Annotated in this window: 23 protein-coding genes and 2 pseudogenes; 16 read left to right on the plus strand and 9 right to left on the minus strand. The window is 57.9% G+C overall.

Going from position 1 to position 26988, the window contains the following annotated elements:
• Nucleotide 1: 1 nt before the first annotated feature.
• The 5 genes from QZ268_RS05025 to QZ268_RS05045 are packed head-to-tail and all read right to left on the minus strand — an operon-like array spanning nt 2 to nt 4165.
• The gene (locus QZ268_RS05025; RefSeq protein WP_295448976.1) at nt 2–868 is read right to left on the minus strand and encodes a protein-glutamate O-methyltransferase; all 867 of its coding nucleotides are present in this window, start codon (nt 866–868) and stop codon (nt 2–4) included.
• On the minus strand, nt 868–1347 hold the full coding sequence (locus QZ268_RS05030) for a chemotaxis protein CheW (protein ID WP_281954533.1): 480 nt from the start codon (nt 1345–1347) through the stop codon (nt 868–870). The genes QZ268_RS05025 and QZ268_RS05030 overlap by 1 nt, the downstream gene beginning before the upstream one ends.
• The gene (locus tag QZ268_RS05035; protein WP_295448981.1) at nt 1337–3505 is read right to left on the minus strand and encodes a chemotaxis protein CheA; all 2169 of its coding nucleotides are present in this window, start codon (nt 3503–3505) and stop codon (nt 1337–1339) included. Before QZ268_RS05035 ends, QZ268_RS05030 begins: the two co-directional genes overlap by 11 nt.
• A 1-nt stretch (nt 3506) precedes the next feature.
• Nucleotides 3507–3881, minus strand: a complete 375-nt coding sequence (locus QZ268_RS05040; protein ID WP_009807715.1) for a response regulator — start codon at nt 3879–3881, stop codon at nt 3507–3509.
• The gene (locus QZ268_RS05045) at nt 3878–4165 is read right to left on the minus strand and encodes an STAS domain-containing protein (protein WP_295448988.1); all 288 of its coding nucleotides are present in this window, start codon (nt 4163–4165) and stop codon (nt 3878–3880) included. The genes QZ268_RS05040 and QZ268_RS05045 overlap by 4 nt, the downstream gene beginning before the upstream one ends.
• A gap of 82 nt (nt 4166–4247) precedes the next feature.
• Between QZ268_RS05045 and QZ268_RS05050 the strand changes: the two genes are divergently transcribed.
• The 7 genes from QZ268_RS05050 to modC all read left to right on the plus strand — a co-directional run bounded on the left by QZ268_RS05050 (nt 4248) and on the right by modC (nt 11409).
• Nucleotides 4248–4505 carry a hypothetical protein gene (locus QZ268_RS05050; RefSeq protein WP_295448991.1) on the plus strand — a complete coding sequence of 86 codons (258 nt, stop codon included), beginning with the start codon at nt 4248–4250 and terminating at the stop codon, nt 4503–4505.
• A 107-nt stretch (nt 4506–4612) separates the two neighbouring features.
• Nucleotides 4613–6976, plus strand: a complete 2364-nt coding sequence (locus QZ268_RS05055) for a methyl-accepting chemotaxis protein (RefSeq protein WP_295448994.1) — start codon at nt 4613–4615, stop codon at nt 6974–6976.
• Between the two features lie 147 nt (nt 6977–7123).
• Nucleotides 7124–8065 carry a CheB methylesterase domain-containing protein gene (locus tag QZ268_RS05060; protein ID WP_295449043.1) on the plus strand — a complete coding sequence of 314 codons (942 nt, stop codon included), beginning with the start codon at nt 7124–7126 and terminating at the stop codon, nt 8063–8065.
• A gap of 22 nt (nt 8066–8087) precedes the next feature.
• On the plus strand, nt 8088–8645 hold the full coding sequence (locus QZ268_RS05065; protein WP_295448997.1) for a chemotaxis protein CheD: 558 nt from the start codon (nt 8088–8090) through the stop codon (nt 8643–8645).
• 164 nt (nt 8646–8809) lie between these two features.
• Nucleotides 8810–9613 (plus strand): molybdate ABC transporter substrate-binding protein, encoded by an 804-nt coding sequence (gene modA, locus QZ268_RS05070; protein ID WP_365321430.1) that lies wholly within the window; start codon nt 8810–8812, stop codon nt 9611–9613.
• A gap of 6 nt (nt 9614–9619) precedes the next feature.
• A complete protein-coding gene (modB, locus tag QZ268_RS05075) occupies nt 9620–10312 on the plus strand; it encodes a molybdate ABC transporter permease subunit (RefSeq protein WP_295449000.1) in 693 nt (230 codons plus the stop codon).
• Nucleotides 10312–11409 carry a molybdenum ABC transporter ATP-binding protein gene (gene modC / locus QZ268_RS05080; RefSeq protein WP_295449003.1) on the plus strand — a complete coding sequence of 366 codons (1098 nt, stop codon included), beginning with the start codon at nt 10312–10314 and terminating at the stop codon, nt 11407–11409. Before modB ends, modC begins: the two co-directional genes overlap by 1 nt.
• Nucleotides 11410–11478: 69 nt before the next feature.
• Here the strand turns inward: modC and QZ268_RS05085 are convergent, their stop codons facing one another.
• The 3 genes from QZ268_RS05085 to QZ268_RS05095 all read right to left on the minus strand — a co-directional run bounded on the left by QZ268_RS05085 (nt 11479) and on the right by QZ268_RS05095 (nt 14619).
• Nucleotides 11479–12498 carry a transporter substrate-binding domain-containing protein gene (locus tag QZ268_RS05085; protein ID WP_295449006.1) on the minus strand — a complete coding sequence of 340 codons (1020 nt, stop codon included), beginning with the start codon at nt 12496–12498 and terminating at the stop codon, nt 11479–11481.
• A 10-nt stretch (nt 12499–12508) separates the two neighbouring features.
• Nucleotides 12509–13591, minus strand: coding sequence for a transporter substrate-binding domain-containing protein (locus tag QZ268_RS05090; RefSeq protein ID WP_295449009.1), 1083 nt, complete (start codon nt 13589–13591; stop codon nt 12509–12511).
• 158 nt (nt 13592–13749) lie between these two features.
• Nucleotides 13750–14619 (minus strand): hypothetical protein, encoded by an 870-nt coding sequence (locus QZ268_RS05095; protein WP_295449012.1) that lies wholly within the window; start codon nt 14617–14619, stop codon nt 13750–13752.
• A 285-nt stretch (nt 14620–14904) separates the two neighbouring features.
• Here QZ268_RS05095 and QZ268_RS05100 point away from each other — a divergent pair.
• The 7 genes and pseudogenes from QZ268_RS05100 to QZ268_RS20165 all read left to right on the plus strand — a co-directional run.
• Nucleotides 14905–15126: pseudogene (locus QZ268_RS05100) on the plus strand (Tn3 family transposase); the annotation flags it as partial.
• A 364-nt stretch (nt 15127–15490) separates the two neighbouring features.
• Nucleotides 15491–16303 carry a hypothetical protein gene (locus tag QZ268_RS05105; RefSeq protein ID WP_295449015.1) on the plus strand — a complete coding sequence of 271 codons (813 nt, stop codon included), beginning with the start codon at nt 15491–15493 and terminating at the stop codon, nt 16301–16303.
• A 283-nt stretch (nt 16304–16586) separates the two neighbouring features.
• Nucleotides 16587–18215 (plus strand): AMP-binding protein, encoded by a 1629-nt coding sequence (locus QZ268_RS05110; protein WP_295449053.1) that lies wholly within the window; start codon nt 16587–16589, stop codon nt 18213–18215.
• Nucleotides 18215–20401 (plus strand): cytochrome P450, encoded by a 2187-nt coding sequence (locus tag QZ268_RS05115; RefSeq protein ID WP_295449018.1) that lies wholly within the window; start codon nt 18215–18217, stop codon nt 20399–20401. Before QZ268_RS05110 ends, QZ268_RS05115 begins: the two co-directional genes overlap by 1 nt.
• Before the next feature lie 8 nt (nt 20402–20409).
• Entirely contained in the window at nt 20410–20667 is a 258-nt protein-coding gene (locus QZ268_RS05120) for an acyl carrier protein (RefSeq protein WP_295449021.1), read from the plus strand.
• Nucleotides 20664–22352, plus strand: coding sequence for a carbamoyltransferase C-terminal domain-containing protein (locus QZ268_RS05125; protein WP_295449024.1), 1689 nt, complete (start codon nt 20664–20666; stop codon nt 22350–22352). The genes QZ268_RS05120 and QZ268_RS05125 overlap by 4 nt, the downstream gene beginning before the upstream one ends.
• Before the next feature lie 117 nt (nt 22353–22469).
• A pseudogene (locus QZ268_RS20165) lies at nt 22470–22607 on the plus strand (hypothetical protein); the annotation flags it as partial.
• 40 nt (nt 22608–22647) lie between these two features.
• Here QZ268_RS20165 and QZ268_RS05130 read toward each other — a convergent pair.
• Nucleotides 22648–24018: a formimidoylglutamate deiminase gene (locus tag QZ268_RS05130; RefSeq protein ID WP_295449027.1), complete on the minus strand. Its 1371-nt coding sequence runs from the start codon at nt 24016–24018 to the stop codon at nt 22648–22650.
• A gap of 82 nt (nt 24019–24100) precedes the next feature.
• On the opposite strand from QZ268_RS05130, the gene hutI reads away from it, so the two are divergent.
• Nucleotides 24101–25312, plus strand: coding sequence for an imidazolonepropionase (gene hutI, locus QZ268_RS05135; RefSeq protein WP_295449030.1), 1212 nt, complete (start codon nt 24101–24103; stop codon nt 25310–25312).
• Nucleotides 25309–26874: a histidine ammonia-lyase gene (gene hutH, locus QZ268_RS05140; protein WP_295449034.1), complete on the plus strand. Its 1566-nt coding sequence runs from the start codon at nt 25309–25311 to the stop codon at nt 26872–26874. The genes hutI and hutH overlap by 4 nt, the downstream gene beginning before the upstream one ends.
• The last annotated feature ends 114 nt before the right edge of the window (nt 26875–26988 follow it).

Consider the following 26988-nt stretch of genomic DNA (forward strand, 5'->3'; position numbering starts at 1 on the left):
TTTACTGAGCACTGCCTCCGGGGGGAGTGTTGATATAAGTTGTGATCCCAGATGTCGTCAGTTTTTCCTCGGCTGGCCCGGACATGCGTTCGGAGTGGCCGATGAACAGGTAACCGCCAGGGGTCAAACTACGTTGAAAGGCTTGCCAGACCTTCTGCTGGGTAGGTGTGTCAAAGTAGATGGCCACGTTGCGGCAGAAAATCGCATCGAACTTACCCTTGAAGGGGAAGGGTTCGATCAAATTCAACACCCCAAAGGTGATCATCGACCTGAGGTGTGCGGGCATGCGCCCGTCCGCCTCCATTTTTGGGACCAAGCTGCGATACTCGGCCGGGATCTGCCCAAGCTCCTCTTGTGGGTATTTTGCCGTTTTGGCAAATTGCACCACCTGAGGGTCGATATCCGTGCCCAGGATCTTGAAATCATAACGCCCAATATCGGGGCACATATTATGAATGATCATCGCCATGGTGAAGGGCTCAGGCCCTTTGGAACAGCCCGCCGACCAGATCCGAACGCGTCCGCCGTTGCGTGCTCTTTCGATCAGGCTAGGCAGCACATCCTTGCGCAGAGTTTCAAAATGATGCGGCTCCCGGAAAAAATGCGTGACATTGGTGGTCAGGAGTGACAGCAGCTTGCTGCGTTCCTCAGTGCTATTTTTTCCATTCAGCCGTGCCAGGTAATCTTTGAAGTTCCCAGCATTCTGCTGCCGCAACTGTCGGGCAAGTCGGGCAGAAACCAAAGGTTTCTTGCTGCTCGACATTGCCAGCCCAAAATGCTTGTAGGCAAAATCAGCGATTGCCTCAAAGTCCTGATCCGTCAGGGTAAACCCATCTTGATTGGCTTCTATGGAGCCGGCCGCGATCATCAGAGCACCTGCTCGGGAACGGAGATCACTGCATCGAGATTGATGATCCGAACCATGGTGTCATCATGCGAGATGATACCTTGGATATATTCCATGGTGTTACGGCTATCCACAGGCGGTGTTTCCTGGATCTCTTCCGGGTTGATCGAAATGATCTCGGACACGGATTCTGCCAGAAGACCAACGGGCTTGCCCGCAGAGGAGACCACGATCACAACATTGCGTTCGCTGGCTTCGGTTGTTTCCAGACCAAAGCGTGCCGACAGATCGTAGATCGGGATCACGGCACCACGCAGGTTCATCACGCCCAACACGTCCGAAGGCGCATGCGGCAGGATGGTGACTGGGGACCAGCGCCGGATTTCTCGGATCTGGGTGATTTTCAGGCAGAAGGCCTGCCCGGCGACGGTGAAGCTGACAAACTCGCTAAACTGAGCGTGCTTAACTTCTTGGTCGTTACTTTTTACTTCAGCTTGCATTGCTCATTCTCCGCTCGGTATCAAAGGCTCCCACCGCAGGCGAGGCTGCCAGGATGCTTTCTGGGTCAAGGATCATCGCGATCTTGCCGTCCCCCAGGATGGTTGCGGCTGCGACGCCCGCGATTTCTCCGCAGACACCATCCAGACTTTTGATGACGACCTGGCGTTGGTCGTGGATGTCATCCACAGCCAGGGCGCTGCGTTGTCCGGTTTCGGTTTCTACCAGAAGATAAACGCCGGGGGGTTGGTCATTGTCTTCTTTGCGTAGGCCAAGGGCACCAGCGACATCACAGATCGGAACAAAGCTGCCGCGGATTGATAGCAAGGTACCATCCGAGCCCAGGTTGTTGATCATGTCGTCATTGCCACGCATGGTTTCGACAATCGAGGTGATTGGAACCACCATTGTCTGATCCGCGACAGACACAACCATACCATCCATAACCGCAAGGGTCAGGGGCAGTATGATGGTAAAGGTTGATCCCTTACCTGGATTGGACGTGATATTGATCCGCCCACCAAGCCCGGTGACTGCATTTTTGACCACATCCATGCCGACCCCACGACCAGACAGGTTGGACACCTCCTTGGCAGTGGAAAAGCCAGGGGCGAACAGCAGGTTGTCGATCTCAGCATCCGACAGTTCGGCATTTTCGGGGATCAGGCCCTTTTCGATGGCGATCTGCTTCACACGGGGGCGATTGACCCCTGCGCCGTCATCTTTGACTTCGATACAGACCGATCCAGACCGGTGCGATGCCGTGAGGCGGATTTCACCAATCCGGTTCTTGTTGGCGCCTTCGCGGTCTTCTGGCTTTTCGATGCCGTGATCAACCGCATTTCGCAGAATATGCGTCAAAGGATCGGCCAAGCGTTCGATCACTGTCTTGTCGACTTCGGTGTTTTCACCCTCTGTCACCAGCTTACAGGTTTTGCCTGTGGCGCTGGAGGCTTCGCGAACAATCCGGGCCATCCGTTGGAACAGCGGTTTGACAGGCTGTGCACGAATGGACATCACGCCTTCCTGGATATCACGGGCCAGGTTCTTAAAGCCCTCCAGTTCGGTTTCGACGTCCCGTACATCGGCCACATCGAGATTGGCAATTTGCTGTGCCAGCATCGAGTGGTTGATGATCAGTTCCCCAACAGCGTTGATAAGCCGGTCCACCCGCTCGAGATCCACGCGCAGTGTCGGATTAGGCCCACGCTGCTCAGACTTCGAATTCTCGGCTTTGGGGGCCGCAGGCTTGGCTCCGGACACGTCCGGTGTAGCCTCCGGTTTGGTCGCGGGGACCGGCTGTTCAAAAGGGGCTGCGGGGGTCTCTTCAACCATAGCTGTTTGCTCCACTACAGGCGTTGGGTCTGCTGGGGCACCGCCAAAAGCGGCCTCCAGTGCAGCAAGAGCTGCTGCATCAGCTTCAGCGTCCCCGGCACCCTCGATTGACAGTTCACAGAGGCCTTCGACAAATTCAAAGACAGCTTCCACTGTGGATCGTGCTTCGGTGGTGACAAGTGTCAGATTCCAGCTCAGATAGCTTTCTTCTGGGTCAATGCTGTCAAATCCGGGCAGCTCCATAACATCCAACTCGATGTTTAGCTCACCCATCTCTTTGAGAGCTTGGAACAGGAAAATCGGCTCATTGCCGGTGCTGTACATATCCTTGAGAGGACGGAAGTGGATCTGATAAGTCTCTTCGGTCGCAACCTGCGGAATGTCGATGGCGCCAATGTCCATCGGACCACCTAGCCCCATGGGCTCAAACGTCAGGTCTTCTTCCTCTTCAGGAATGTATTTATCCAGCGCTTCGATCAGCATGTTGTGATGCGCTTCGTCGGTCTCGCCGCCATCGCGGGCAACGGCAACCAGATTATACAGGTGATCGCAGGATCGCAGCAACAGCTGGATCAGCGGCTCATCAAGCTCCATCCGGTTGGCCCGGACTTCATCAAAAACAGTCTCAAATCTGTGGGCAAAAGCCACCAACTCGTCCAAGCCAAATGCGCCCGCGCCACCCTTAATCGAGTGAACTGCGCGGAATACGGCATTGACTACCTCTGGATCATGATTGCCTCCTTCGATGGCACTCAGACCCTCATCCGTTGCTTCAAGGAGTTCTTCGCACTCCTCAAAGAAGGTATCTTGAATGGATCCTGACATTTTATGCCGCAGCCCCGGTAACACGCTTCAGCGCGAAAATCAGGGAGGCGTCATCAAATGGTTTGGTGATCCAGCCAGTTGCACCTGCATTGCGGGCACGTGCCTTCATTTCCGGAGCACTTTCCGTGGTGAGTACCAGGATCGGAACTTTGGAATTAATATCGGTGCCGCGCAGTTCTTCGATCACACCAAAACCGTCAAGGTTGGGCATGTTGATATCGGTGATGACGACGTCAGGAGCGACATCATCATACATGTCGACGCCTTCCCGGCCGTCCACTGCACTTACGTACTCAAAACCAGCCTCTTCCAGGGTGGCTGCAAGCAGATTCCGGATGGTGCGGGAATCATCGATTGCCAATACTTTGGTTTTCATGCTGTTACCTCGTCTTCAAATCGGTTGGGCTCAAGACCCAAGAGCGTCAGGGACTTGCGGCAGGAATCGTTAATATGGGTTACCGCGAACCCCAGTTCTTCGGAGCGCCATTGTTGTTCGGCACTAAGCAACAGTTGCAGACAGCGCGACGGCATTGCCGCAACATTGCTACAGTCAATTTCCACTGCTGCGGAGCGCGCCCCGCCCAGAAATGCCGTGAGCGGACTCAATTCAGCAAATGCATTTGGCAATTCCAAAAGGTGTTTCTGCGTTTCTGTGGTCATCTTCCGCGATTCTCACCCCCATTGTCGGTGACATGTTTGTATTCGATAGCTTCATAGTTAGGCCTTTGAGCTTAACAATTGATTGCTGCAGACCGATAGAAAAGCGGTTTTATACCGCTGGAAACCTGGGAAAATTGCGCATTTTCCTAAAGTTTTTAGATTCCCTGGCGCGGTGGGTGTTAAAATAAAGATCAGCCCTGAAAGCACTATGACCGCAGCACTGCGGGGGGACTCCGTATATATAGGCGCTCTCTTCGGGGACCCGCTGGAACAGCCGTTTTTTATTGAAGAGCCGCTCTCTGCAAAAAGAATTAATAGGAAAAGGGTATTTGATTTCTAAAATTAGAGCGACTGAGCGGATCCGTAAGCGGCAAATTAAGAACTTTTCTGCAATCTAGGGCACGTCACCACGCGGTTTGCCGCGAACAATGCCGCAGGAGAAAGAAAATGCAGAGTTTAAAGTCTCTGAAAATTGCCCACAAACTTCCGCTGTTTGTCGTAGGATTTGGGGTGCTGCTGACCGCACTTTTTGTAACAGTAAGTACGATCAACTTTCAGAAAAGCGCGTTCCATCAAGCGGAACGTCAGTTCGAATCTCTGATTGCCGGTCGTAGAACCGCTTTTCAGTCGCTCCTGAGGGGCGTCAATGCAGATTTGATGACACTGGCAAGCATGCCCTCGACAGCCACTGCGATCCAGCGGCTGTCTGCAGCCTGGAGCAACCTCGGCGCTGATGCGGCCGATATCGCGCGCAAGACCTATATCACCGAGAATCCTTTTCCTGCAGGTGAGCGGCATAATCTGGATCGGGGTAAGCAAACGATTCCCTACAACATCCATCACTCCAAGTTTCACCCGTCATTTCGGACGCTGCTGACGGCAAAAGGTTATTATGATGCCTTCCTGGTCAGCATGCCTGGCGATGTGATCTATTCGGTTTTCAAAGAAGACGACTATGGCACCAACCTGATGAACGGCGCCTATAAGGATAGTGATCTGGGCGTTTTGTTCCGCACGGCGCTGGAGGCTGAGGCTGGCGAGGTCATTTTTTCCGATATCGCCCCCTACGCCCCAAGTGCAAATGCGCCTGCTGCTTTTGCTGCCACCAAGATTGTCGTGCCTTCGGGCCAAACAGTGGGCGTCCTTATTCTGCAGATTCCTATGGGCATGATCAACGCGATCATGAACGATGATCAGGGCATCCAAGAGTCCGTGGACATCTTTTTGGCAGGTCCTGACCTTACCGCGCGATCGCATTCACGGTTTGAAGACGGTCATTCGCCCCTGGACCAGCTGCCCGCCAGTGACTACCTGACACAGGCCCTCGCAGGTCACAGCCGCTTTACCACCGAGGCAACCGGATTGCGGGGACAGCCCGTCGCCGCCTACGCCGAAGCGATCCCATTGAAAAGTGGGACCTGGGTTATTGCCATCGAACAGGACCGCGCAGAGCTGATGGCGCCAGTGATCCGGGATCGAAACATCCTTCTCATGGTTTCGCTTGCCGGAGCTGCTGTGATGTCCTTCCTTGGCTGGCTGTTTGCCGGGACGATTACCCGTCCTCTGGACAGGATCTGTCAAAGTATGGATGCAGTCTCTTCCGGCAACCTGGATACCGATGTGCCCGAGGCCGAGCGGGGCGACGAGATCGGCAAGATCGGCAAAACTCTGGTGTCGATGCAGGAAGACTTGCAACAGGCCAGGATCGCCGAAGAGCAACGGGCTGCGCTGCAGCAGGAACAACAGCTTGTTGTTGAGAACCTGAGCGCCGGGCTTGTGCGACTATCAGAAGGCGATTTCTCCGTATCGATTGATCAAGCCTTCTCGGGCGAGCATGAAAAATTGCGCCTGAACTACAATCAGACAATCGAAACCCTCAGCGGAACCGTGTCGCAGGTGATTAACGCCTCCAGTTCCATTCGAAATGGAGCGACCGAAATCAGCCGTGCCTCGGATGATCTGTCCAACCGGACCGAAAGCCAGGCCGCAACTCTGGAAGAAACAGCCGCTGCCTTGGATGAGCTGACCGCAAGCGTAAAATCCGCCGCAGATGGCGCCCGCAGCGTTGAGGCAACCATGGGTGACGCCAAGCTAGAGGCCGAAAACACTGGTGAGGTTGTGCAAAGCGCGGTTTCGGCGATGACCGAAATCGAAGAAAGCTCAAACCAAATTGGCCAGATCATTTCGGTGATTGACGATATCGCGTTCCAGACCAACCTGCTTGCCCTTAACGCCGGGGTAGAAGCAGCCCGTGCCGGCGAAGCTGGCAAAGGCTTTGCGGTTGTGGCTTCGGAGGTCCGGGCGCTGGCGCAGCGGTCTTCTGATGCGGCGATGGAGATCAAGACCTTGATCAGTGACAGTTCCAAACAGGTTGAGCGCGGCGTTGATCTGGTGGGCAAAGCAGGCGAGGCGCTGAATAATATCGTCGAGCGTGTCAGCCATATCTCGCAGCTGGTTTCTGGTATTGCCGAGGGTGCAGTGGAACAGTCCACTGGCCTCAACGAAATCAACACCGGCGTGACGCAACTGGATCAGGTGACACAACAGAATGCAGCCATGGTCGAACAAGCGACTGCGGCGGGCCATCTGCTGAGCTCAGATTCAACACAACTGGCGCAGCTGGTGTCCGGGTTTAGCATCAAGGGCGGCGCAACCGTCGCCCCAATGCAGGCAGCCCCGTCAGCAGAGGCTCCACTCCCCTCAGCCCATGGAGACGAGGACTGGGATCTGGATGAGGTGATGCCTGCATCATCCAGCCTGACAGCACAGGCTGATGGAAACGCCGCAAAGGATCTGTGGCAAGATTTTTAAGTAACCATTCTCGGGGCTTCAATTGCCCCGAGACGACCGTAACTTCGGTTTTTTTACCGATCAGCCTGACTGGGTGACACATTGCCGTCTCAGAACTTATTGATCATTACAACTGACCGGGCCTTTGCCCGCTCGATCCAAAGCCACATGGAAGCCACCTATCCAGGGATGAAGGTGCTCTTGGCCAACAACCTGATGATGGCCTACAATCAGGCCGAGGCAGCACAGCCGGTTTTTGCCTTCGTTGAAGATGGCTTTACCAAACTGCCTGAATTCGAAATGATGCTGGCGCTCTTTTCGGCGCTGGACACCCGTTGGGTTGCGGTTATGGACAGTGCCGGGGCAACACCAGCGCGCACATCCTCTCCCTTGCTGAACGTGGGTGCCGGGATTTTTGAACTGACAAAAACGGATACTCCGCAACAGTTCTCCCAGTATTTTGACATGATGGTCAAGGCGCCAAGGCGAGACCAAAGCGGCGTCGGCAAGCGCAGCGGTGGGGCAAATGCCGCCGCGACAGACTTTAAAAAGATCATTCTGATCGGCTCTTCCACAGGCGGGGTCGAGGCGCTGCGGAGCGTTCTGGTTGGCTTTCCCGCCCTATGCCCCCCAACCTTGATTGTGCAGCATACGGGCAAGAACTTTGGCCAGGGATTGGTTTCCCTTCTGGACCGCATTTGCGCCGCCAAGGTGGTTCCTGCAGAGGACAACATGAAGCTGGAGCCTGGCCACGTCTATATCGCCGCAGGCCAACGCCGCCATATGGGTATGACTCAGCGTAAACCAATGCGGGCTCGCCTCAAAGAAGGTCCACCAATTTCGGGTCATATCCCTTCTGTTGACGCCTTGTTCACCTCTGCCGTGCCATATGGGAAGGAGGTGGTTGCAACCATCTTGACCGGCATGGGCCAGGACGGGGCCAAGGGACTTTTGGCCCTGCGCAACGCAGGGGCAACCACATTTGCTCAGGATGAGAAATCCTCAGTCGTCTATGGAATGCCGCGTGTCGCCTGGGAAACCGGTGCCGCAGAGAAACAAGTTTCCCTAGCCCGGATGGCTGGGACCCTTTTACAGGCTGCGAAAGCCTGAGTTAGTTGATAAGGAGTGTACTGTGACAACAGTTTTTGCGAATACTACCTCGGTCACGGTGCTTCAGGGCGAGTACCGGGTCTCTACAGATCCCAAAGTAATGTTCTCTACGGTTCTTGGTTCCTGTATTGCGGCCTGCATCTATGATGCAGAAAACGGTGTCGGGGGAATGAACCACTTCCTGCTGGCCAATGCCAATGGTGGCGACGTCAGCGCCCGCTACGGCATCCACGCAATGGAGCTGCTGATCAACGGCATCATGAAGAAAGGGGCCCAACGCAGAAACCTGAAAGCCAAGGTTTTTGGCGGGGCAAAAATGTCGGCGAACCTGTCTGATATTGGCGCCTCGAATGCGAGTTTTGTACAGAAGTTTCTCTATGACGAAGGCATCCCGGTCATCTCCTCCAGTGTTGGCGGCACCTCTGCCCGGCGTGTGCGCTTTCATGCGGTTTCCGGCAGTGCTCAGCAAACCCGCGTCGAGAATGACAGACGTTTGGGCGAACAGGAACTGGCCGCTGCCCGTCCGGCACCAAAGCCGGCTCCGGCCGCAGCCGATCCAGGTGGTCTCACCCTGTTTTGATGACGCAGCAAGAATTTGACAAAGCCAACCCCGTGACTGATCGGGGTTGGCTTTTGCCTGCGTGACGCCATGTTTCGCCGCCCCGAGCGCTGGGTAGCCCGCCTCAGCCGGTGCATATTTGACTTGCCCAGTTGCGGTCCCAGAGCTACCCAAAAGGAACGTAGTTGTCACAGGCCGGGGGAGGCTCTGATATCACATCCCGCATCCGATGTTTTCTGTCAGCGCTGATCTGTGCAGGCACTGTGGGGTTTGCCACCGCTGCAGCTGCGGCGGACGTCACCGTTTTTGCAGCAGCGAGCCTGAAAAACGCATTGGATGAAATCTCCACCACATTCGAAGCAGAAACCGGCCACAGCGTGTCGCTGTCCCTGGCCGGATCATCACTGTTGGCGCGTCAGATCGCGTTTGGAGCGCCGGCCGATATCTATCTGCCTGCCAGCCCCGAATGGATGGACTATCTCGAGAGCGAGAACCGCCTGGTTTCCGGCAGTCGCCGGGATCTTCTCAGCAATAGGCTTGTCCTGGTTGCGGCCACAGAAAGCACAGCTGCCCTTGCCGGCTTTGACGATCCCGCGCTATTTGACCACCTGGGCCAAGGCAAACTGGCCATGGCCATGGTCGAGTCAGTGCCCGCAGGGATCTACGGGAAATCTGCCTTGCAATCGCTGGGGCTGTGGCAGGATCTGGCACCGCATATTGCCCAGACCGACAATGTCCGCGCGGCGCTGGCACTGGTTGCCGCTGGCGCAGCCCCGCTGGGCGTGGTTTATGCCAGCGACGCCCAGGCAGAACCGCGGGTCCGGGTGCTGGCTGAGTTCCCCGCCCGGTCCCATGCGCCAATCCGCTATCCGCTGGCTAGGATCCAGGGGGCAGGTGGCCCCGCTGTGGAGACTCTTTTTCACTACCTTCAAGACGCCAGGGCACGAGATGCCTTTTTGTCTGCCGGCTTTGAAGTGATTGCGGAGTAGCGGCGCATGAGCTGGCTTGGACCCGAAGAATGGCAGGCCGTGGCGCTGTCTCTGAAAGTGTCGATCTGGGCCAGCCTGCTGACCCTGCCCTTTGGCATCTTTACCGCCTATGCGCTGGCCCGTTGGCAGTTTCCCGGAAAGCAATTGGTCAACGGGCTGGTGCATTTGCCGCTGATCCTGCCGCCGGTCGTCACCGGCTATCTATTGCTGCTCACCTTTGGGCCTCAGGCCGGAATGGGCAGCTTTCTGCAACAGTTTGGCATTTCTTTTGCCTTTCGCTGGACCGGAGCCGCCCTGGCGGCAGCGATCATGGGGTTTCCCCTGATGGTGCGGGCCATTCGCCTGTCCATTGAAGCGGTGGATCCGAAACTGGAACAGGCCGCCGCGACGCTTGGGGCCAATCCATTGTGGGTCTTTGTCACTGTCACCCTGCCGCTGATCCTGCCAGGGGTCATCGCTGGCGCGATACTCGCCTTTGCCAAGGCAATGGGGGAGTTTGGCGCAACGATTACCTTTGTCTCCAATATTCCGGGGCAGACCCAGACACTTCCCTCGGCGATCTACGCCTTTTTGCAGGTCCCCGGCGGCGAAAGCGCCGCGCTGCGGCTGGTGGTGATCTCAGTGGGTGTTGCCATGGCAGCCTTGATCCTCTCGGAGGTTTTGGCCCGCCGCGCCGCCCGCCGGTTGGGAGGCCTGTGATGCTGAAGGTCTCGCTGTGTCAGCCTCTTGGTCAGTTTACCCTTGATCTGTCTTTTGAGGCCCCGGCTGGCGTGACCGTCTTGTTTGGCGGCTCAGGCGCGGGAAAAACCACGGTGATCAACGCGGTGGCTGGGTTGATACGCCCCAAAACCGGGCGGGTGGCGCTAAATGACAGGCTGCTGTTTGATCTTGAGCAGGGGGTCTGGCTGCCGCCACACCGCCGCCGTTTGGGGTATATCTTCCAAGAGGCGCGCCTGTTCCCACATCTGACTGTGCGCCAAAATCTGCTGTTTGGTCGCTGGTTTGCCCCGCGTGGCGCCGCTCGGGAAGATTTTGACCGGATCGTCGCCATGCTGGGTATTAGCCCCTTGTTGCAGCGCCATCCGGTCGCGCTGTCAGGTGGTGAAAAGCAAAGGGTCGCCATTGGTCGCGCCCTGTTGTCCAGCCCCGACCTAATCCTGGCAGATGAGCCACTTGCCGCACTGGACGAGGCCCGCAAAGAAGAGATCCTGCCCTATTTTGAGCGCCTGCGGGACGAGGTGAAAATTCCCATGCTCTATGTCAGCCACTCTGCCGCAGAGGTGGCACGGCTGGCCACATCCGTGGTGGTTCTAAAAGACGGACAGGTGCAGCGTCAGGGCAGCGCGGCTGAGGTTCTGGGCGATGACCAGGTCATGCCCACCGGGGTGCGTGCCGCTGGCGCCCTGCTGGAGGCGAGAGTGCTGCGCCACCACCCGGATGGGCTCAGCGAGCTGGATGCCGGCGGGTTGTCCTTGTTCTTGCCGCAGGTGCAACAGGCGCCCGGAAGCCTGTTGCGGGTGCGTATCCTGGCGCAGGACGTGATCCTGTCCCGGCAGCGGCCCGAAGGGCTGTCAGCGTTGAATATCCTGCCCGCCGAGGTGGAACAGATCCGCAGCGGCAGCGGTCCTGGCGCCATGGTCTCGCTCAACACCGATGCCGGACGGCTGCTGGCCCGGATCACCCGGCGCTCGGCACAGGCACTTGAACTCTCCCCCGGTGCGGCCTGTTACGCCGTAATCAAATCGGTTGCCATTGCCCGCAGCGATGTGGGGGGCGCCGCGGCGGCGCAGCGCTAAGCGGCAAAAAGACCGGACCTACAGCCCGGCCTTTTGTCAATGTCCTCGCAGATCAACGCCTCAGGCGCGTTACTGCAGCTGCGCCCAGAACAGCTCCAGATGGCGGGCAACGATTTCTTCAAACCGACCTTCCTTCTTGAGCGCCTTGAGGCCCGCATTGATCCGATAAAGATGTGAGGTGCCGCGCCAGTGGCGTTTTGAAATCACCACATGCAGCCCCTCTTCCGACAGCGGCCGCTCCACCGGCAAGATATTGTCGCGCAGCCCTTCCTGGATCAGGGTATTGGCGCCGAGGAACAGGTTGACCGTGGCCGCATCAACCCGGCCCTCGTTGACCAGATGAAAGCAGGCTGCAGGGGTGTCAGCCTGAACCAAAATGATCTTTTCCTCCGTCAGCCACCGGCGGCCGGGACGATCCAGATCATGGGTAAAATAGCCTTTGGGGCGACACAGGGTCTTGCCTTCAAGATCGCTGTCCTCTTCATAGGTGAACTCGGCATCGGCACGGGCAAAGAGCATGATCGGAATGGTGATCAGCGGATCCGAGAAGTGAAAATTCACACAGCGTTCGTCCTGCGGCGTGGTTTCGCAATCCGGTTTGAACCAGGGAAACCCCATATCAAACTCTTTGTCGTTGAGCTTTGGGAACAGATGGGTGGACCAGTCGTTCTCCCAGGTGATCGAATAGGAGACCGGTGAGGGCGTCAGCTCCATGGCGGCGTTGACAAGTTCCGTGATCAAGCCCTGTCCCGGCAGGTTCTGGTCGGTGAAGGGGGCAAACCCGCCCCCGGTCAGCAGCTTCATTTCGGCATCATCGCGGCGCAACGGCGTAGCATCCGGGGCCGAGACGCCTTTGGCGCAAGGAATGTGCAGGGTCTTGCCCGGTTCCGCGACCGGGCCTGTCAGGCGGCTTTGGTTGCCATAGTAGATCAGGGTCCAGCGACCTCGGTCGCCATAATGGTGCTCCGCGATGGAGAACAGGGTATCACCGGGTTGCACCCGGTAATCCACATCACAAATGGCCCAGGCCGTCGCCGGACTGACTATGCCAAGTAAAATTACGAGATAGCGTGATAGCTTTTTCAGCATGATACCCCTCCTAGAACTCAGCCCAGATGCGGGAAAGGTGATCTTCGATGATCCGCTGATAGGTGCCGTCCTCGCGCACTGTCTGCAGACCCTTGCTGACCAAAGCCATCAGGTCTTTGGCGCGGGGGTGGCTTTTGTGCACAACCGCATGAATACCCAAAACTGACAGCGGTTGTGGCAGAACGTTAAACTGATCGGCCAAGTCGTGCTCTTTCATCACGCTGCGGCCGGTGAATTCATTGATCGCCACCGCGTCGGCCTCGCCTTTGGCCACCATGTCGAAGCAGTCCTTGACGGTATGGGGCGATTTCAAGGTGATCTTGTTGTCCGCAAGCCAGCGGCGACCCGACCCATCGAGATCGAAGGTCAAATACCCATTGGGACGACACAGGGTTTTGCCCAGAATGTCAGCGTCGTCCTCAAAGGTGAAGGGACGGGTCTTGTCGACAAACAGCAACATCAGGGTTTCAAACATCGAGTCCGAGAACAGGAAGTTCACACAGCGATAGCTGTCGGGCATGGTATCACAATCCGGCCGATACCAGGGAAAGCCCACATCCAGCAGGGCATTGGAGAGCAGCGGATCAAAATGCGAACCCCAGTCGTTTACCCAGTGGATGGCAAAACCTTCCTGCGGCGCCGCCGAGGTCATCACCGCAGTCATCACATCGGTGATCAGACCACCATTATGCGAGGCCTTGGAGGTGAAAGGGGCATAGTCATCGCCGGTGAGCAGGTTTATTTTCTGCCGGACCGAGGCATTTCCGGGCGTTACCTTGACAGGCCTCGCAGCGACCGGCGCAGCGCTGGCGGCCTTGGTTCCGCCTTCCAGCCCCGTTGGCAAGCCGTTGATACAGGGCATCCGCAGCTTCATCCCTACGCGAATTGCATTTGGTTTCGGGCCAATGGCGTCAATATTCTGCGAATGGATGGTGCTCCAGGTGCCAACATCCTTGTAGAGGCGGTCTGCAATCAGGGACAGGCTGTCACCGGATTTGACCCTATAATAGCCACCACAGGTTTCGGCAGCGACGGCTTGTGCGGAAAAAAGGCCAACAACGGCAAGCGTTGCTGCCAGGAGCTTGTTCTTCATCTGGTTCCCCCCCGGGATGCTATGAATCCGATCACCACAGTCTGCGCTGTGTTTTGTCTGCGATCGTTCGAAACGTGAGAAATCTTGTTTGGGTAGCGAGCAGGCGACCCCCAGAGCCTATCGCTCTTGCAGCGCAGCCCCCATGAGTGGTGTAGCGGCTACTGGCCGCCGAACAGCGTCAGCAAGGCAGTGGTATTTACTTCACCCGCGCTTGTCAGCAGCAGCGCAGGCACCTGCACCCGTTGCGTGCGATGGGCCTCGTTGACCATCTGATCAATATACTGTCGCGATTGCCCTTGCTGCAGCGCGGTCAGGACCATGGCATATAAACCATTGGTCTGCTCCAGCCCCAAAGGCGCCTGCGCTTTCGCTGGCGCGGCGGGCGCTGCTGGCGCCTTCACCTGGCCACTGCGCAGGGCGGCGAGTGTTCCAGCGGTGATCTGCGCGACAATATCGGCGCTGTCGCCACCGGCTAAAGTGCCACCCAGTGCCCCGCTTGCAGCGGGCAAAGTGCTGGCACCGGCTGTTGCAACACCCCGGCTGCCCCCCTGGGATCCAGCCAGGGACTGATCTTGAACCGCGTCTTCAGACCCTGCAAACTGCAAGAAGGTGAGCACAATGGCCGCAACGCCCAATACAGCTGCTGCAGCAATGAGCTTGATCATTTGCATAGAAAGCCCCGGTGGCAACAAAAGAGTGGAATTTATGGGGGAAGAGGCAGCGGAAGCTTCTGCAAGCTCTGCGCTCCAGGAGGCCGACTGGGATGCCGCCGCTGAGTGTCCCTCTTGAACAGAACTGTCTTGATCTGCGGTCACGGGTTCAAACGGACCTGTGTCAGGGGCGACAAAGTCAGAGCTGCTAGCCCCAAGGTTGGCGGCATCTGAGGGATGCGGATCAACAACCTGCAAGGCCGGTGTTGGAACAACCCGAATATGCCCCTTGGTGACAACCGCGTTTAGCTTAACCGGTTTTGGCGCAGGCACAGCCGGGGCGGTGTCATCTACGGAAATTTCTAACGACTGTAGCACTGATCCTGTCACCCTTTAACACGGCAGACCTGCAAGTCTTGGGTTGGGAATGCCAAGAGGTTCACCAGAAGTTAACTATTTATTAACCAATTGCAGAATCTGCGTCAACATAGCGTGTACCGAGGATATCCCGGCATTCTCCATGCCTAGCAAAACCAGCGTAAGAAACACGCCTTACCCTAACATTTAAAAGGAAAATACAGGGGCCGGGTTGCGCGCCGCGGCGCTGCGCATGCTCAAATGCCACAGGTCAATAGTATATTGAAAACTTCACAACTCTTGCTCACACACATCTCCGATCAGTTTGGGCGCTTCGCCACTCAGAACATTCCCGCCACCGTGAGTGAGGCACCTTAACATCCTCGACAGGCTGTTGATGAAGCAAACCAGCCGCAAGATCAAAGAGCTGCATGCCGATACCGGCGGCTTTACCGACCATGTCTTTGCCATCACATCCCTGCTGGCCTTCCGGTCATTCCACGCATACGGGACTTGCCCTCAAAACGGCATACCAAACAGGACCTTCAGAGGCAGGCATGGACTACGGCCTCAGGCCGATTTATTCAACAAAGCGGATATCGCATGCTCACCTGATACAGGAGCACAATGGACAAGTTGACCTGCACAGGCCACAGCTACAGCGGATACCGGGTAAAACTTGGGGCAAGGGTCACCATTCTAACTCAAGGGCTTCGAGATGATCTCACTCGATAGAAAAATCAAACTACTGCAGAATTTCCTGCTCAAATGGGATGGCGAAATTGTCGATACCGATGAGCGGCTGATCCGCCTCCTCAACAAAGACGGGACACGGCCGCCCCTGATCTGGTGCTTTAACGCCGAACAGGAGCCCGCCGCACTGGCGAAGGCCTTGGGGCCGGATCAGCCGCTGATCGCCTTGCGTTCCCTCAATATCGTTTCGGACTTCAAAAAGAAGGCGATCGCGGAAGATACGGAAATAGCACAGCACTATGTAAAGGGGCTGCTGAAACACTTTGACCTGTCCAGGTGCTGGGTTGGTGGAAACTGCCAAGGCGCTACAGTCGCAGCGGAAATTGCCGCTTTGCTGTTGACCGAGGGAAAGGATGTCGCGGCCTATTTCTGCCTGGAATGGACGCCCTTCATGCCCCTGCCAACCCGCTGTGTGCTTTTGTTTGGCGAAACAAGCGAAGAATACAACCCGTTCCTGCGCGGCGAAGACCCCTGGCCGCAATGGCGCAGCATGTTTGCAAGCGCACGCTGCGAAATCATTCCCGGCGGTCACGGGACGTATTTCAGCGAAAATTCAGTCGACAACCTCGCTTCAATTCTAACCGAAGAAATGTCGACAGCCCCAAAACCGCCTGCTTCCAGCCAAGAAACGGGTCTGATTTGGTCAAAGGACCCGAGCGATGTGGTCCATGTAAACCAGAGGATAGATATCGAGTTCACTTCCCCTGAAAAATTGAGTGCCGAGACCACAATCTATGCAGTCTGGATTCCGCTTATGCCAGGCGGTGTGCAAAAAACCGGCGTGTATGAGCTGCAGATAGAGCAAGGGGGATGTTCGGTTTCGCTACCCGCTCCGGAAGAGCCTGGGAACTGGACGTTGCAGCTGTTTCTGTGCCGAACAGACCAAGGGCCGCAAAGCTGGCAAAGCGATCTATTGCAGGTCTGGCCGACGGAGCTTGTCTCTGACCTCTGAACTCTGGGCGGTGTCGTTGGCCCAACGGTCGCGCTCAGCAGGCTTCCGCACAGGCAGGTGCAAATTTTGGGCCGGGACCTGGCGCCTCTGGGCCTGCCTGCTGTGCAACCTAACCAATTAACTTTACACCGTTAATACCCGAAATCAGGGCAGCCTTCCGGTTGGAAAAGCGCCTAATCCTGTTGTGACGATTCAAAACTTTTGCTACATGTGCCCCATTATCACAGGCACTTTGGGGAAAGCAGATTTGAGCCATAATTCTCTCGTGGGGCCCATTTCGGACATGTTGGAAACGAAATGGACCGACACTGTTTTTAGCGTCGTATCCAGATCAAAACCTGCAATCTCATTATCCGGGCAAACTCTATATGAACGCGCGCACCTCCTCGGTGCCCGTTGGCGCGATGTTTTGGGGCCGGGTCAGCATTCTCTTGTGATGATATTGCCTGCCGGAGAATCCTATCTTGTGGCGCTTTTGGCTGGGCTGCTGACAGAGGGATTTTCACAAGCATCCATCGCGCCGCCCAGGTCCGGCAGTCGCACGGGCCATCTGATGCATGTGCTGGAGGACAGCGACGCTTCTGCAGTGATCTGCGATCTGGCCAGCTGCGACAGAATTCTGGCTATACTCGCGGCCGAAGGGCGTCACGACATTCCTGTATTGTGCGTTGATGACCCGCACGACCCTGTTCCCCCTTCACATTTACCCCGGCGCGATCCCATGCGCACCCGCCCTTTGATTGTTCAGTATACATCAGGCTCGACTCGGGCCCCCAAAGGGGTCGCGATCAGCGCTGACAATATCTTGTCTAATTGCAGCGATGTGATGCGGTCTTGGGGCATGAATGCAGAAGCCCGATTTGTGAACTGGCTGCCCCACTACCACGACATGGGGTTGATGGGTGGCATCCTGTATCCGTTGCTCAGCGGTGCGTATTCAGTTCAGATGAGCCCCTTTGAAATGGTCCGCAATCCGGCCTTTTGGCTACGCACGATCAGCGAGCAGCGGGCCACCTTCAGCGGCGGGCCTGCCTTTGCCTTTTCCGACTGCCTGAAGCGGGTCAAGGACGAAGATATCGACGGCATCGATCTGTCCAGCTGGGATCGGGCGTATTGCGGCGCGGAACCTGTGCCGACCGGGTTGTTCGATGCGTTTTATGATCGTTTTGCGTCTTATGGCTTTCGCCGTTCGTCGATATTTGCCTGTTACGGCATGGCGGAATACACGCTGTTTGCCGCGGGCGCCCCAGAAGCCGCACCGCTGCCCGGGAGCGAAACTGATTGCACCCACCCCTGTGTGCTGCCGGATGAGATTGCAGACAGGCTGAGGGTCGTCGATCCAGACCAGATGCTTCCCATGCCCGAAGGCGAGCGGGGCGAAATCTGGCTCGCCGGTCCTTCCGTGAGTGCAGGCTATCTCGGGCTGGAGGCCGAAACGCAGGGCAACTTTGTGACCAGGGACCTAGGTACGGGGCCGCGACGTTGGCTGCGCACCGGGGATTTAGGGGTTGTGCAAGACAAGCACCTGTTCATCAACGGGCGCATCAAGGATCTGATCATTGCCAACGGCCGTAAGATCGCCGCTGCGGAATTGGAATGGTTGGCAGCACAGTCCCATGCGGCGCTGAACCCCTATGCGGCAGCGGCATTTCAACGCGATATCGAAGACACCGGAAAAGCCGTTCTTTTGATCGAATGCAAGACCAGCAAGGACATGCCCTCCGCCACCGAGATCGGCGAGATCAGTCGCGCCATAAAACGCGCTGTTCGCGGAGAGTGGGGGATTGACCTGGAAGCGGTTGAAATCCTTCACCGCGGAACCCTGGAACGGACCACAAGCGGAAAAATCCGGCGGCGCGTCATTGCCACCGGGTATCGCTCTGGCTCCCTCCAAATGGAAGCGGAATTCTGATGGCACTCGCTGATTTTCAGGCCTTGGCTAACCCGGAAAAGTTTTTGACCGACCCAACGGTCGCTACCAATCTGCTGCGCAATTCCGATGACTTTGCAATCGCGGCAATGGGCGATTATCTGGATATTCTGGAAACCCGGACAGGTGAGGATTTTGGCGCGCTGCGGCGGATGCTCGAAAATTCGCTGATGTTTCAAGAGCAGCAGCCCCACCTGGTGATGCGCCGCCTGTTCGCGCCCTTCTTTTCCAACAAAGCCATCGACCAATGGCAGGGCTGCGCTGATGATGCCGTTGCCGCTGCGCTCGACACCCTGGCGCAGGCCAGCGATCCCGATCTGATCCGCGACTTCGTTCGACCGGCTTTGATGTCTTTCATGACCAGTTTCATCGGCTGCGCGCAGGATACGACGGGGCAATTGTATGACAGCATACGCAGTGCAAACAGTGTTGTTTCACATCCGCTGTTGTCGCTGTCAGAACTGCGCAAGATCAATGCGTCCTGCATTCATATCCTGGACAGCATTGAAGAGGACGATCCGGCCGGCGACCAGCACCCGCAGTCGTTCAAAAACTATCTGAGGGAAAATTCTGGCCCCGGTAGCTGCATCGAAACCCAACACGCGCAGGCGGCCTTTGTTCTGGTCAGTGGGATCACGATGGCTCAATCCCTCGGGCTCACGCTTTATGGCTTGCTGCGCCGCCCCAAGGAGACCTGGAAACAGGTGGCTTTGCCGGGCTGGATTGATGACAATCTATCTGAGCTGTTTTTGACCTACCCCTCTGCTTTGACCATGGTGCGCGTGCCCACCCGCGACACAGAGATAGCCGGATGCCCGTTTCACAAAGGCGTTCCCGCGGTGGTCGACGTTGCCAGATGCAATAGCGCGCTGCGCGACACTCGCGCGCCCAATGCGCGACTGGGGGGGCTGTCGTTTGGAGCAGGGGCCCATAAATGCCCCGGCGAAGCTCTGTCTCGGATGTTTTTCAAATCGGCCCTGCCTGCGCTTGCACAGCGGTTCCCGAATCTGTGCCTGCATGTGGATCGCGCACAGTTTCAGGTATCGCCGATGGTACAAGCGCTGCTGGCCTTGCCCTGCGAACGGGACGGCCAATCGACCTCAGTATCTGCGCGCATGGTGGACATCAAATCATTGGAGGCCGCCCGCAGTGTGATCAATTGCGATGCCGATTTTATGCCCCCGGCTATGGAAACACACCTAAAGGCGCTCAGCGAACGCGCCGATCTTGACCTCGATCCCGCGATCACCATTGCGCGCAATGCAATGTTTTTCATGTCTGGTGAACGCCATGCAGTTTTGCGCCGCGTCGTGGCCGGGCATCTGGGGAACAACCGGTTGGACAGATGGCAACCCCGGATCGATGCTGCGATCGACGTCGGGATGGCGCAACTGGCGCAGGCGCAATCGCCTGATCTGATCCGCGACTTTGCAGACCCTGTTTTTCACGGATCGACGCAGGACATGCTGGGCATTGTGACCCAGGACGGCGCCCGCTTCAACAAACTCGCCCCCGTGTTGCAGGATGTGCTGGAGCCCTGGCTGCATCTGCGTGAATTGCGCCGACTTCAGGGCGTGTTTACCGAGCTGCTGGATACGATGGATCTCCCCGAGAGCGCGCAACAGGCCTCTCTGCTGCAGGTCATGGCCGATCAGGACATGCCGGATTTTACGCTACGCGACAAAAAGGCACTGGTTCTGGTGCTGTACGGCGCCAGTTTCAACCTTGCCCATACGCTGGGCAATATGGCGCATTGGCTGCTGACTCAGCCCAAAGATGAACGCACCAACATCGCCGATCCGGTCTGGATTGACAGGAATTTCGAACAGCTTTTATCGACCTGCGCCTCGCCCAAATACATTTACAGGATGGCCCGCGAGGCGGCCACGGTGGACGGCGTGCCCCTGGCCAAGAATGACACCCTGCGCCTGCAACTGCTTTCGATCAACCGCGGTACTGCCGTCGGGAACCTAGCCTTCGGGCATGGGTTGCATCGCTGCGTGGGGGCCGCATTGTCGCGGCGCGTGCTGAAATCCGCACTGCCGCGCCTGTTCCAGCGGTTCCCCGACATCAGCCTTCTGCCTCAACAACAGCGCTACTATTCCATGTCACAGACCGTGGCCATGTCCGCGCTGCCCTGCCGCTTATCGCGCGCGTCAGCAATCTAGGAAAACACATGACAACAACGACAACCCTGTCCGACATTCAGGATTTTCTTCTCGAGCGGATCGCCAAGTTCACCAACACCGAGGTCTCGCAACTCGGCCCCGAATCTGTACTGGTGGATCTTGGTCTGCAATCCACTGATGCAGTCATTCTATCGGGGCAGGTTGAGGATGAATTTCAAACCGATATCAGCCCGTCGATGATTTTTGAACATGAAACCCTTGGCAGCTTTGCGCAGGCCATCCTGAACAATAATTCGCCTCAATGAGCACGTGGTATCTGGGACTTTCGACCTCTGGGCATGATCCGGCGCTGGCGCTAGTCGATGCCGAGGGACAGGTTGTCTTTGCCGAAGCCACAGAGCGGTTTTTGCAGGACAAGCGCGCCTGGGGCCTGGCACCTGACCATGTGTCACATCTGTCGGCAGCCCTGCACCAGTGCGGCTTTGACCGGGCCACAGATAGGCTTATGGTTGCCACCAGCTGGACTCTGATCAAGGGGGATCTGCCGGTTCAGGTGTCCAATACGCTGCTGCCGGCCTCGGATGGGCTGTGGTTGCGCAGCCTGCAGGCTGCGGCGCAATCCAACGCCGGTGCCACGCTGTTGCGTCTGGGCCTGAGCCCCGAAATGCCCGAAGTGATGCGTTTTGACCACCACCTTTGCCATGCGGCGGCGGCTGCCTATCAATCGCCTTTTTCCGATGCGACCTGCGTGGTGATGGACGGCGAGGGCGAGGCCGGATCGATTTCCGTTTTCGACATGAGCGCGCGCGCACTGAAGCGCAGGTGGCGGTCCTGGGGGCCCGGCAGCCTGGGCACCTTCTATGCCTGGATCACCGGCGCCTGCGGATTTGACTGGCGGTTGGGTGAAGAATGGAAAGTGATGGGGCTAGCGGCCTTTGGTCGGCCCATCCCTGAACTGGTCGCCAGCCTCTCTAGGCTTTTGATCGTAGATCGTGGGCGGTTGCAGTTTTGCGACGAACCTTGCCTTGCTGAGGTGCAGGCCATCGTGGCCCGCCATGCGCGCACGCCCTTTGATCCGATCATGCAGGCCGCCGATCTTGCCGCGTCGGGGCAGGCCGCTTTTGCCCATGTGGCGGATCAGGTTCTGGCAGCCTGCGCCCCCCAAACAAACGGTACTGCGAACCTGATCCTGACAGGTGGCTGTGCGCTCAATTCATCCTACAACGGCTCCATCGCACAGCGGCACGGATTTGACAGCGTGTTCGTCCCCTCGGCCCCCGCAGATGATGGCAATGCGATTGGCGCCGCCCTTCTGGCCTGGGCCAAGGATCAGGGTCACGAAACCCTGCCCATCGGGACCGGATCGGCTTACTTGGGCACACAAGTGCCTGCCAAGGCCATTCGCAAGGTACAACAGGGTGCCGGGCCGCTGCTCAGCACGGACCTGACCGGGCAATCCGCGCAGATCATCGCTGGACGTCTGGCCCAGGGCAAGATTTTGGGCGTAGTCCGGGGGCAGGCGGAATTCGGGCCAAGAGCGCTCGGCAACCGGTCGATCCTGGCCGACCCGCGCCCCGCCAATATGAAGGACCGTCTCAATCGCGACATCAAGGGACGCGAAGCTTACCGTCCCTTTGCTCCAATTGTTCAGGACACAGATGCGGATCAATGGTTCGAAGCCGCCCAGCCGTCGCCTTATATGTCCTTTACCAAACGCTGGCGCTCTACGGCGAGGGATCAGGTTCCAGCGGTTGTGCATGAGGATGGCACCGGTCGGCTGCAAACGGTCAACGAAGACAGCAACCCATGGCTCAACGAATTGGTCGGCGCCTTTGGCCGCCTTACATCCGTTCCAGTGGTTCTGAACACCAGTTTCAATATAATGGGCAAGCCCATCGTGCATTCCGTCGAAGACGCGGTTGCGGTGCTGATGACCTCGGGGATGGATGGTATCGTGCTCGAAGATACTCTGTTCGAAAAAGACACCTAGGATCTGGACCCGCTTTGCTGGACCACTTCAGTCGGGGCACTCCACGGCGTTTCAGGCACCTCATAAGCGGACTTCTGGCGCTAGTTTACAGAGCCGGCCCCCTGTTTCCTCACGGCTTTGTCGTATTTCAGGCCGGATATCCTATGCGCCGCTGCCACCATGGCGGCGGGCCTCAAGCCGCCCAGCCAGTTGCTGAAGACGTTTGCGGCCTATCCGCGTCAGCACGAGCTGGCACTTGCCCTGCGTGAAACCGGCCGCATCAAGCGCGCAAGGAGATATCGCGTGCAGCTCAGGCCTAGCCTATCTGAGCCAACAAGTCGGAAATGGCGCTGCGGTACTGCGCCAGAATCTGATCCCGCGCGACATGGCGTCCAGCCTGGACACAATGACGGCCGGCTGACCACAGATCGGTCACCACCTCATCCTTGGCGGCAAAAACAATCCCATCCAACAACTGCGTATCCGTCAGGGCGCACAGCGATGGGTGGGTGCTGTCAACGGCAACCAAATCCGCCCATTTTCCCACCGCAATCTCACCCGCAACCCGACCCAAGGCCTGTGCGCCGCCTTTGGCAGCCCCAGTATACAGCGCCCGCCCCACCGAGCCCTCTCCCTGCACCAGAACATTGCGCGACAGATCCCGCAAGCGTTGCGAATACTCCAGCGTGCGCAGCTCTTCGGTAAGCGAGATCAATACATTTGAATCCGAGCCAACTCCAAATGCGCCACCAGCTTCCAGATAAGTGGCTCCGTTAAAGGGACCATCACCAAGATTGGCCTCGGTAATCGGGCAAAGGCCCGCCACCGCACCAGACGCCGCCATTGCGCGGGTCTCTGCCTGGGTCATATGGGTCGCATGGATGAGGCACCAGTTCTGATCCACCGGGGCATTGGCCAGCAGCCATTCAACCGGGCGCGCACCAAGCCCGGCCTGCACCTCCTGCACTTCTTTTGGCTGCTCAGCGATGTGAATATGCACCGGGCAACCCGCAGGCTGGGCCTGCAAGACCCGCGCCAGGTCATCCGGCGCCGTGGCCCGCAAAGAATGCGGCGCGATGCCAACCTGATAATCGGCGGGCAGGGCAGATGCAGCGCGGCGCGCCTGCTCCACCAGTTTACAGAACTGGTCGGCATCATTACCAAACCGCTTCTGGCCAGCTTCCAACGGCACCTTGCCCACCCCGGCATAGCTGTAGAGCACCGGCAGATGTGTCAGTCCAATGCCCGTTTGAGCCGCCGCCGCCATGATCCGGTCCGAATGCTCCGCCAAATTGTCATAGGCGCTGCCGTCTATTTGGTGATGCAGATAATGGAACTCTCCAACCGAAGCATAGCCTGCCTCCTGCATTTCCAGAAACACCAGTGCGGCAATGGCCTCGATCTGTTCCGGACTCAGATGGGCGGTAAACCGGTACATCAGCTCGCGCCAGGTCCAGAAACTGTCCCGCCCCGCCATTCGGTACTCGGTCATCCCTGCCATCGCCCGCTGAAAGCTGTGGCTGTGCAGATTGGCCAGGGCCGGCAAAAGGCTGTCGACCTGGCAGTCATCCTGCTCTGGTCGCGCGTTTTCTGTGATCGCGGATATCTTGCCTTCGCGTAGCGTCAAGCGCACCTGCTCGGCCCAGCCAGTCGTCAAAAGCGCGCGTTTAGCAAAGAGTCCCGTCATTTTTCACCTCATTTTATGTCTAGACATATGGCATATTGATTTGTACTAGAAAAGAGGAAATCGAACTATTGCAGAGGTCGCCATGCAGACTGAGGATCACGTCTACACCGAGCTTCGCGCCGCCACCCTGGCCGATGGCCTTGCGCCCTATGGCTTGATTGAGGCGGCGGCCATTGCGGTGGTTGCAGGGAAAATCGCCTGGATTGGCCGCCAGGCAGAGCTCCCCGCCCGCTATGCCGGGGTCAAGGCGACTTCACTGGGTAATCGGCTGGTCACCCCCGGGCTGATCGACTGTCACACCCATGTGGTGCATGGCGGCAATCGCGCGGCGGAATTCGAACTGCGCCTCAACGGGGCCTCATACGAAGAGGTCGCGCGGGCAGGCGGTGGTATCATTTCCACCGTCACCGCTACCCGCGCCGCCACTGTAGAAGAGCTGATTACCCAGGCACTGCCCCGCGTTGACGCGATGCTGGCAGAGGGCGTCACTACAATTGAAGTCAAATCCGGCTATGGACTGGATCTCGAAACCGAGCTGAACATGCTCCGCGCCGCCCGCGCACTGCCAGATCACCGGCCCATCCGGGTGGTGACCAGCTTCCTAGGCGCCCATGCAGTGCCCGCTGAGTACGCTGAGGATGCCGACGGCTATATAACCAAGGTCTGCCTCCCGGCGCTGCGCGCAGCCCATAGCGAAGGCCTGGTTGATGCAGTTGACGGCTTTTGCGAGGGCATCGCCTTTTCGCCAGCACAAATCGCGCGGGTCTTTGATCTGGCCAAAACCCTGGGCCTGCCAGTGAAGCTCCACGCCGAGCAGCTGTCCAATCTGGGCGGTGCCAAACTGGCTGCCAGCTACGGCGCGCTCTCAGCAGATCATATCGAATACCTCGACGGCGACGGGGTTGCCGCCATGGCAGCGGCGGGCACAGTGGCCGTGATCCTGCCCGGTGCATTCTATACCCTGCGCGAAACACAAATGCCGCCAATTGATCTGCTGCGCACAGCAGGCGTACCAATGGCGCTGGCAACGGATTGCAATCCCGGCTCGGCGCCAATGACCTCGCTGCTGCTGGCGATGAACATGGGCTGTACCCTGTTTCGCATGACCCCCGAAGAAGCCCTGCGCGGTGTCACCAGCCACGCCGCCCGGGCGCTCGGCCTGTCAGATTGCGGTACACTTGCGGTCGGCAATCGCGCTGATCTCGCCATCTGGGATGTCGCCCACCCGGCAGAGCTGGCCTATCGCATCGGCTTTAACCCGCTTCATTCCCGTATTTTTGGAGGCCAGTTGTGACCCCCCAGACCCCGATCCTAACCCTGACCCCCGGCGATGTTTCCCTCGCCGATCTTGAACGGGTTTTCCGCGAAGAATGTGCGATACGTTTGGACGCGTCCTGCCGTCCGGCCATTGAACTGGCCCATAGCCGCATTGCTGCCGCTGCCGCCGGAAACACCGCTGTTTACGGGGTGAACACCGGCTTTGGCAAATTGGCCAGCGTCAAGATTGCTGCAGAGGACACCGCCACCCTGCAACGCAACCTGATCCTCAGCCATTGCTGTGGCGTCGGGCCTGCGATCCCGCGCGCCCATGCCCGGTTGATGATGGCGCTGAAACTGCTCAGCCTGGGGCGCGGCGCATCTGGCGTGCGGCTGGAGGTCGTCGACCTGCTGGAGGCAATGCTGGCGACAGGCGTTACCCCGGTTATTCCGGCGCAGGGCTCGGTTGGCGCTTCAGGCGACCTTGCACCGCTGTCGCATATGGCCGCCGTGATGATGGGCGCAGCTGAGGCCGAGTTTGGCGGCACTGTCATGTCTGGTGCGGAGGCGCTGGCTGCGGCAGGTCTCACCCCGATTGAGCTGGGTCCCAAGGAAGGCCTGGCGCTGATCAATGGCACCCAATTTTCAACCGCCTTTGGTCTGGCTGGCCTGTTTGGTGCCTGGGCTGCGGCGCAAAGCGCGCTGGTCACCTCAGCGCTGACCACGGATGCCATCATGGGATCCACCGCGCCACTGCAGCCTGAAATCCACAGCCTGCGCGGCCATCGCGGCCAGATCGAGGCCGGCGCCACCCTGCGCGCTCTGTTGGAGGGGTCGGTGATCCGCGAAAGCCACCGCGAAGACGACGCCCGCGTGCAGGATCCCTATTGCATTCGCTGCCAGCCTCAGGTGGTTGGCGCCGCCATGGATGTGCTGCGACAGGCGGCGCAGACGCTGGAGATCGAGGCCAACGCTGCCACTGACAACCCGCTGGTTCTGGTGGGGGCTGATCTGATTGTTTCGGGCGGGAATTTCCACGCCGAACCCGTTGGCTTTGCTGCCGATATGATCGCGCTGGCCATTGCCGAGATTGGCGCCATCGCCCAACGACGCATTGCGCTGATTGTCGATCCGGTGCTGAGCCACGATCTGCCGCCCTTCCTGACGCCCAATCCCGGCCTCAACTCGGGCTATATGATCGCCGAGGTCACCACGGCGGCGCTGATGAGCGAGAACAAACATCTGGCCAATCCGTGCTCCACCGACTCAACGCCCACATCGGCCAATCAAGAAGACCATGTCTCTATGGCGGCCCACGGCGCGCGGCGTCTCATGCGTATGATCGATAATCTTTATACCATTATTGGTATCGAAATATTCTGCGGGGCCGAAGGCGTTCGCTTTCGCGCGCCTATTGAAACCAGTCCAGCACTAAGGCGTGTCACCAAAGCCTTCTATAAACGTGTCCCGCCTCTAACCCAGGATCGTTTCATGGCAGGTGATCAGAAATTAGCCGCGGATATGGTGCGATCAGGTGTCTTGCTTGGCGCGTCAGAAACCCAGTTTCCGCGCCTCGAAAACCTTACTCTGGAGACCTAAATGTTTGCCCCTGAAAATAGTAGAAAAAATGCTCGCGATATATTTCCCCCGACTGGCTCAGAGCTAACCTGTAAATCATGGCAGACCGAAGCGCCCATGCGAATGCTCATGAAT

The organism is uncultured Pseudophaeobacter sp., assembly GCA_905479575.1.
In the GTDB taxonomy this organism is placed as follows: Bacteria; Pseudomonadota; Alphaproteobacteria; order Rhodobacterales; family Rhodobacteraceae; genus Pseudophaeobacter.

Excerpts from the sequence above, each read along its gene's own strand:
- QZ268_RS05025 (WP_295448976.1), bottom strand. The coding sequence starts at position 868 with ATGATCGCGGCCGGCTCCATAGAAGCCAATCAAGATGGGTTTACCCTG.
- QZ268_RS05030 (WP_281954533.1), bottom strand. The coding sequence starts at position 1,347 with ATGCAAGCTGAAGTAAAAAGTAACGACCAAGAAGTTAAGCACGCTCAG.
- QZ268_RS05035 (WP_295448981.1), bottom strand. The coding sequence starts at position 3,505 with ATGTCAGGATCCATTCAAGATACCTTCTTTGAGGAGTGCGAAGAACTC.
- QZ268_RS05040 (WP_009807715.1), bottom strand. The coding sequence starts at position 3,881 with ATGAAAACCAAAGTATTGGCAATCGATGATTCCCGCACCATCCGGAAT.
- QZ268_RS05045 (WP_295448988.1), bottom strand. The coding sequence starts at position 4,165 with ATGACCACAGAAACGCAGAAACACCTTTTGGAATTGCCAAATGCATTT.
- QZ268_RS05055 (WP_295448994.1), top strand. The coding sequence starts at position 4,613 with ATGCAGAGTTTAAAGTCTCTGAAAATTGCCCACAAACTTCCGCTGTTT.
- QZ268_RS05060 (WP_295449043.1), top strand. The coding sequence starts at position 7,124 with ATGGAAGCCACCTATCCAGGGATGAAGGTGCTCTTGGCCAACAACCTG.
- modB (WP_295449000.1), top strand. The coding sequence starts at position 9,620 with ATGAGCTGGCTTGGACCCGAAGAATGGCAGGCCGTGGCGCTGTCTCTG.
- modC (WP_295449003.1), top strand. The coding sequence starts at position 10,312 with ATGCTGAAGGTCTCGCTGTGTCAGCCTCTTGGTCAGTTTACCCTTGAT.
- QZ268_RS05085 (WP_295449006.1), bottom strand. The coding sequence starts at position 12,498 with ATGCTGAAAAAGCTATCACGCTATCTCGTAATTTTACTTGGCATAGTC.
- QZ268_RS05090 (WP_295449009.1), bottom strand. The coding sequence starts at position 13,591 with ATGAAGAACAAGCTCCTGGCAGCAACGCTTGCCGTTGTTGGCCTTTTT.
- QZ268_RS05110 (WP_295449053.1), top strand. The coding sequence starts at position 16,587 with ATGTTGGAAACGAAATGGACCGACACTGTTTTTAGCGTCGTATCCAGA.
- QZ268_RS05115 (WP_295449018.1), top strand. The coding sequence starts at position 18,215 with ATGGCACTCGCTGATTTTCAGGCCTTGGCTAACCCGGAAAAGTTTTTG.
- QZ268_RS05120 (WP_295449021.1), top strand. The coding sequence starts at position 20,410 with ATGACAACAACGACAACCCTGTCCGACATTCAGGATTTTCTTCTCGAG.
- QZ268_RS05125 (WP_295449024.1), top strand. The coding sequence starts at position 20,664 with ATGAGCACGTGGTATCTGGGACTTTCGACCTCTGGGCATGATCCGGCG.
- QZ268_RS05130 (WP_295449027.1), bottom strand. The coding sequence starts at position 24,018 with ATGACGGGACTCTTTGCTAAACGCGCGCTTTTGACGACTGGCTGGGCC.
- hutI (WP_295449030.1), top strand. The coding sequence starts at position 24,101 with ATGCAGACTGAGGATCACGTCTACACCGAGCTTCGCGCCGCCACCCTG.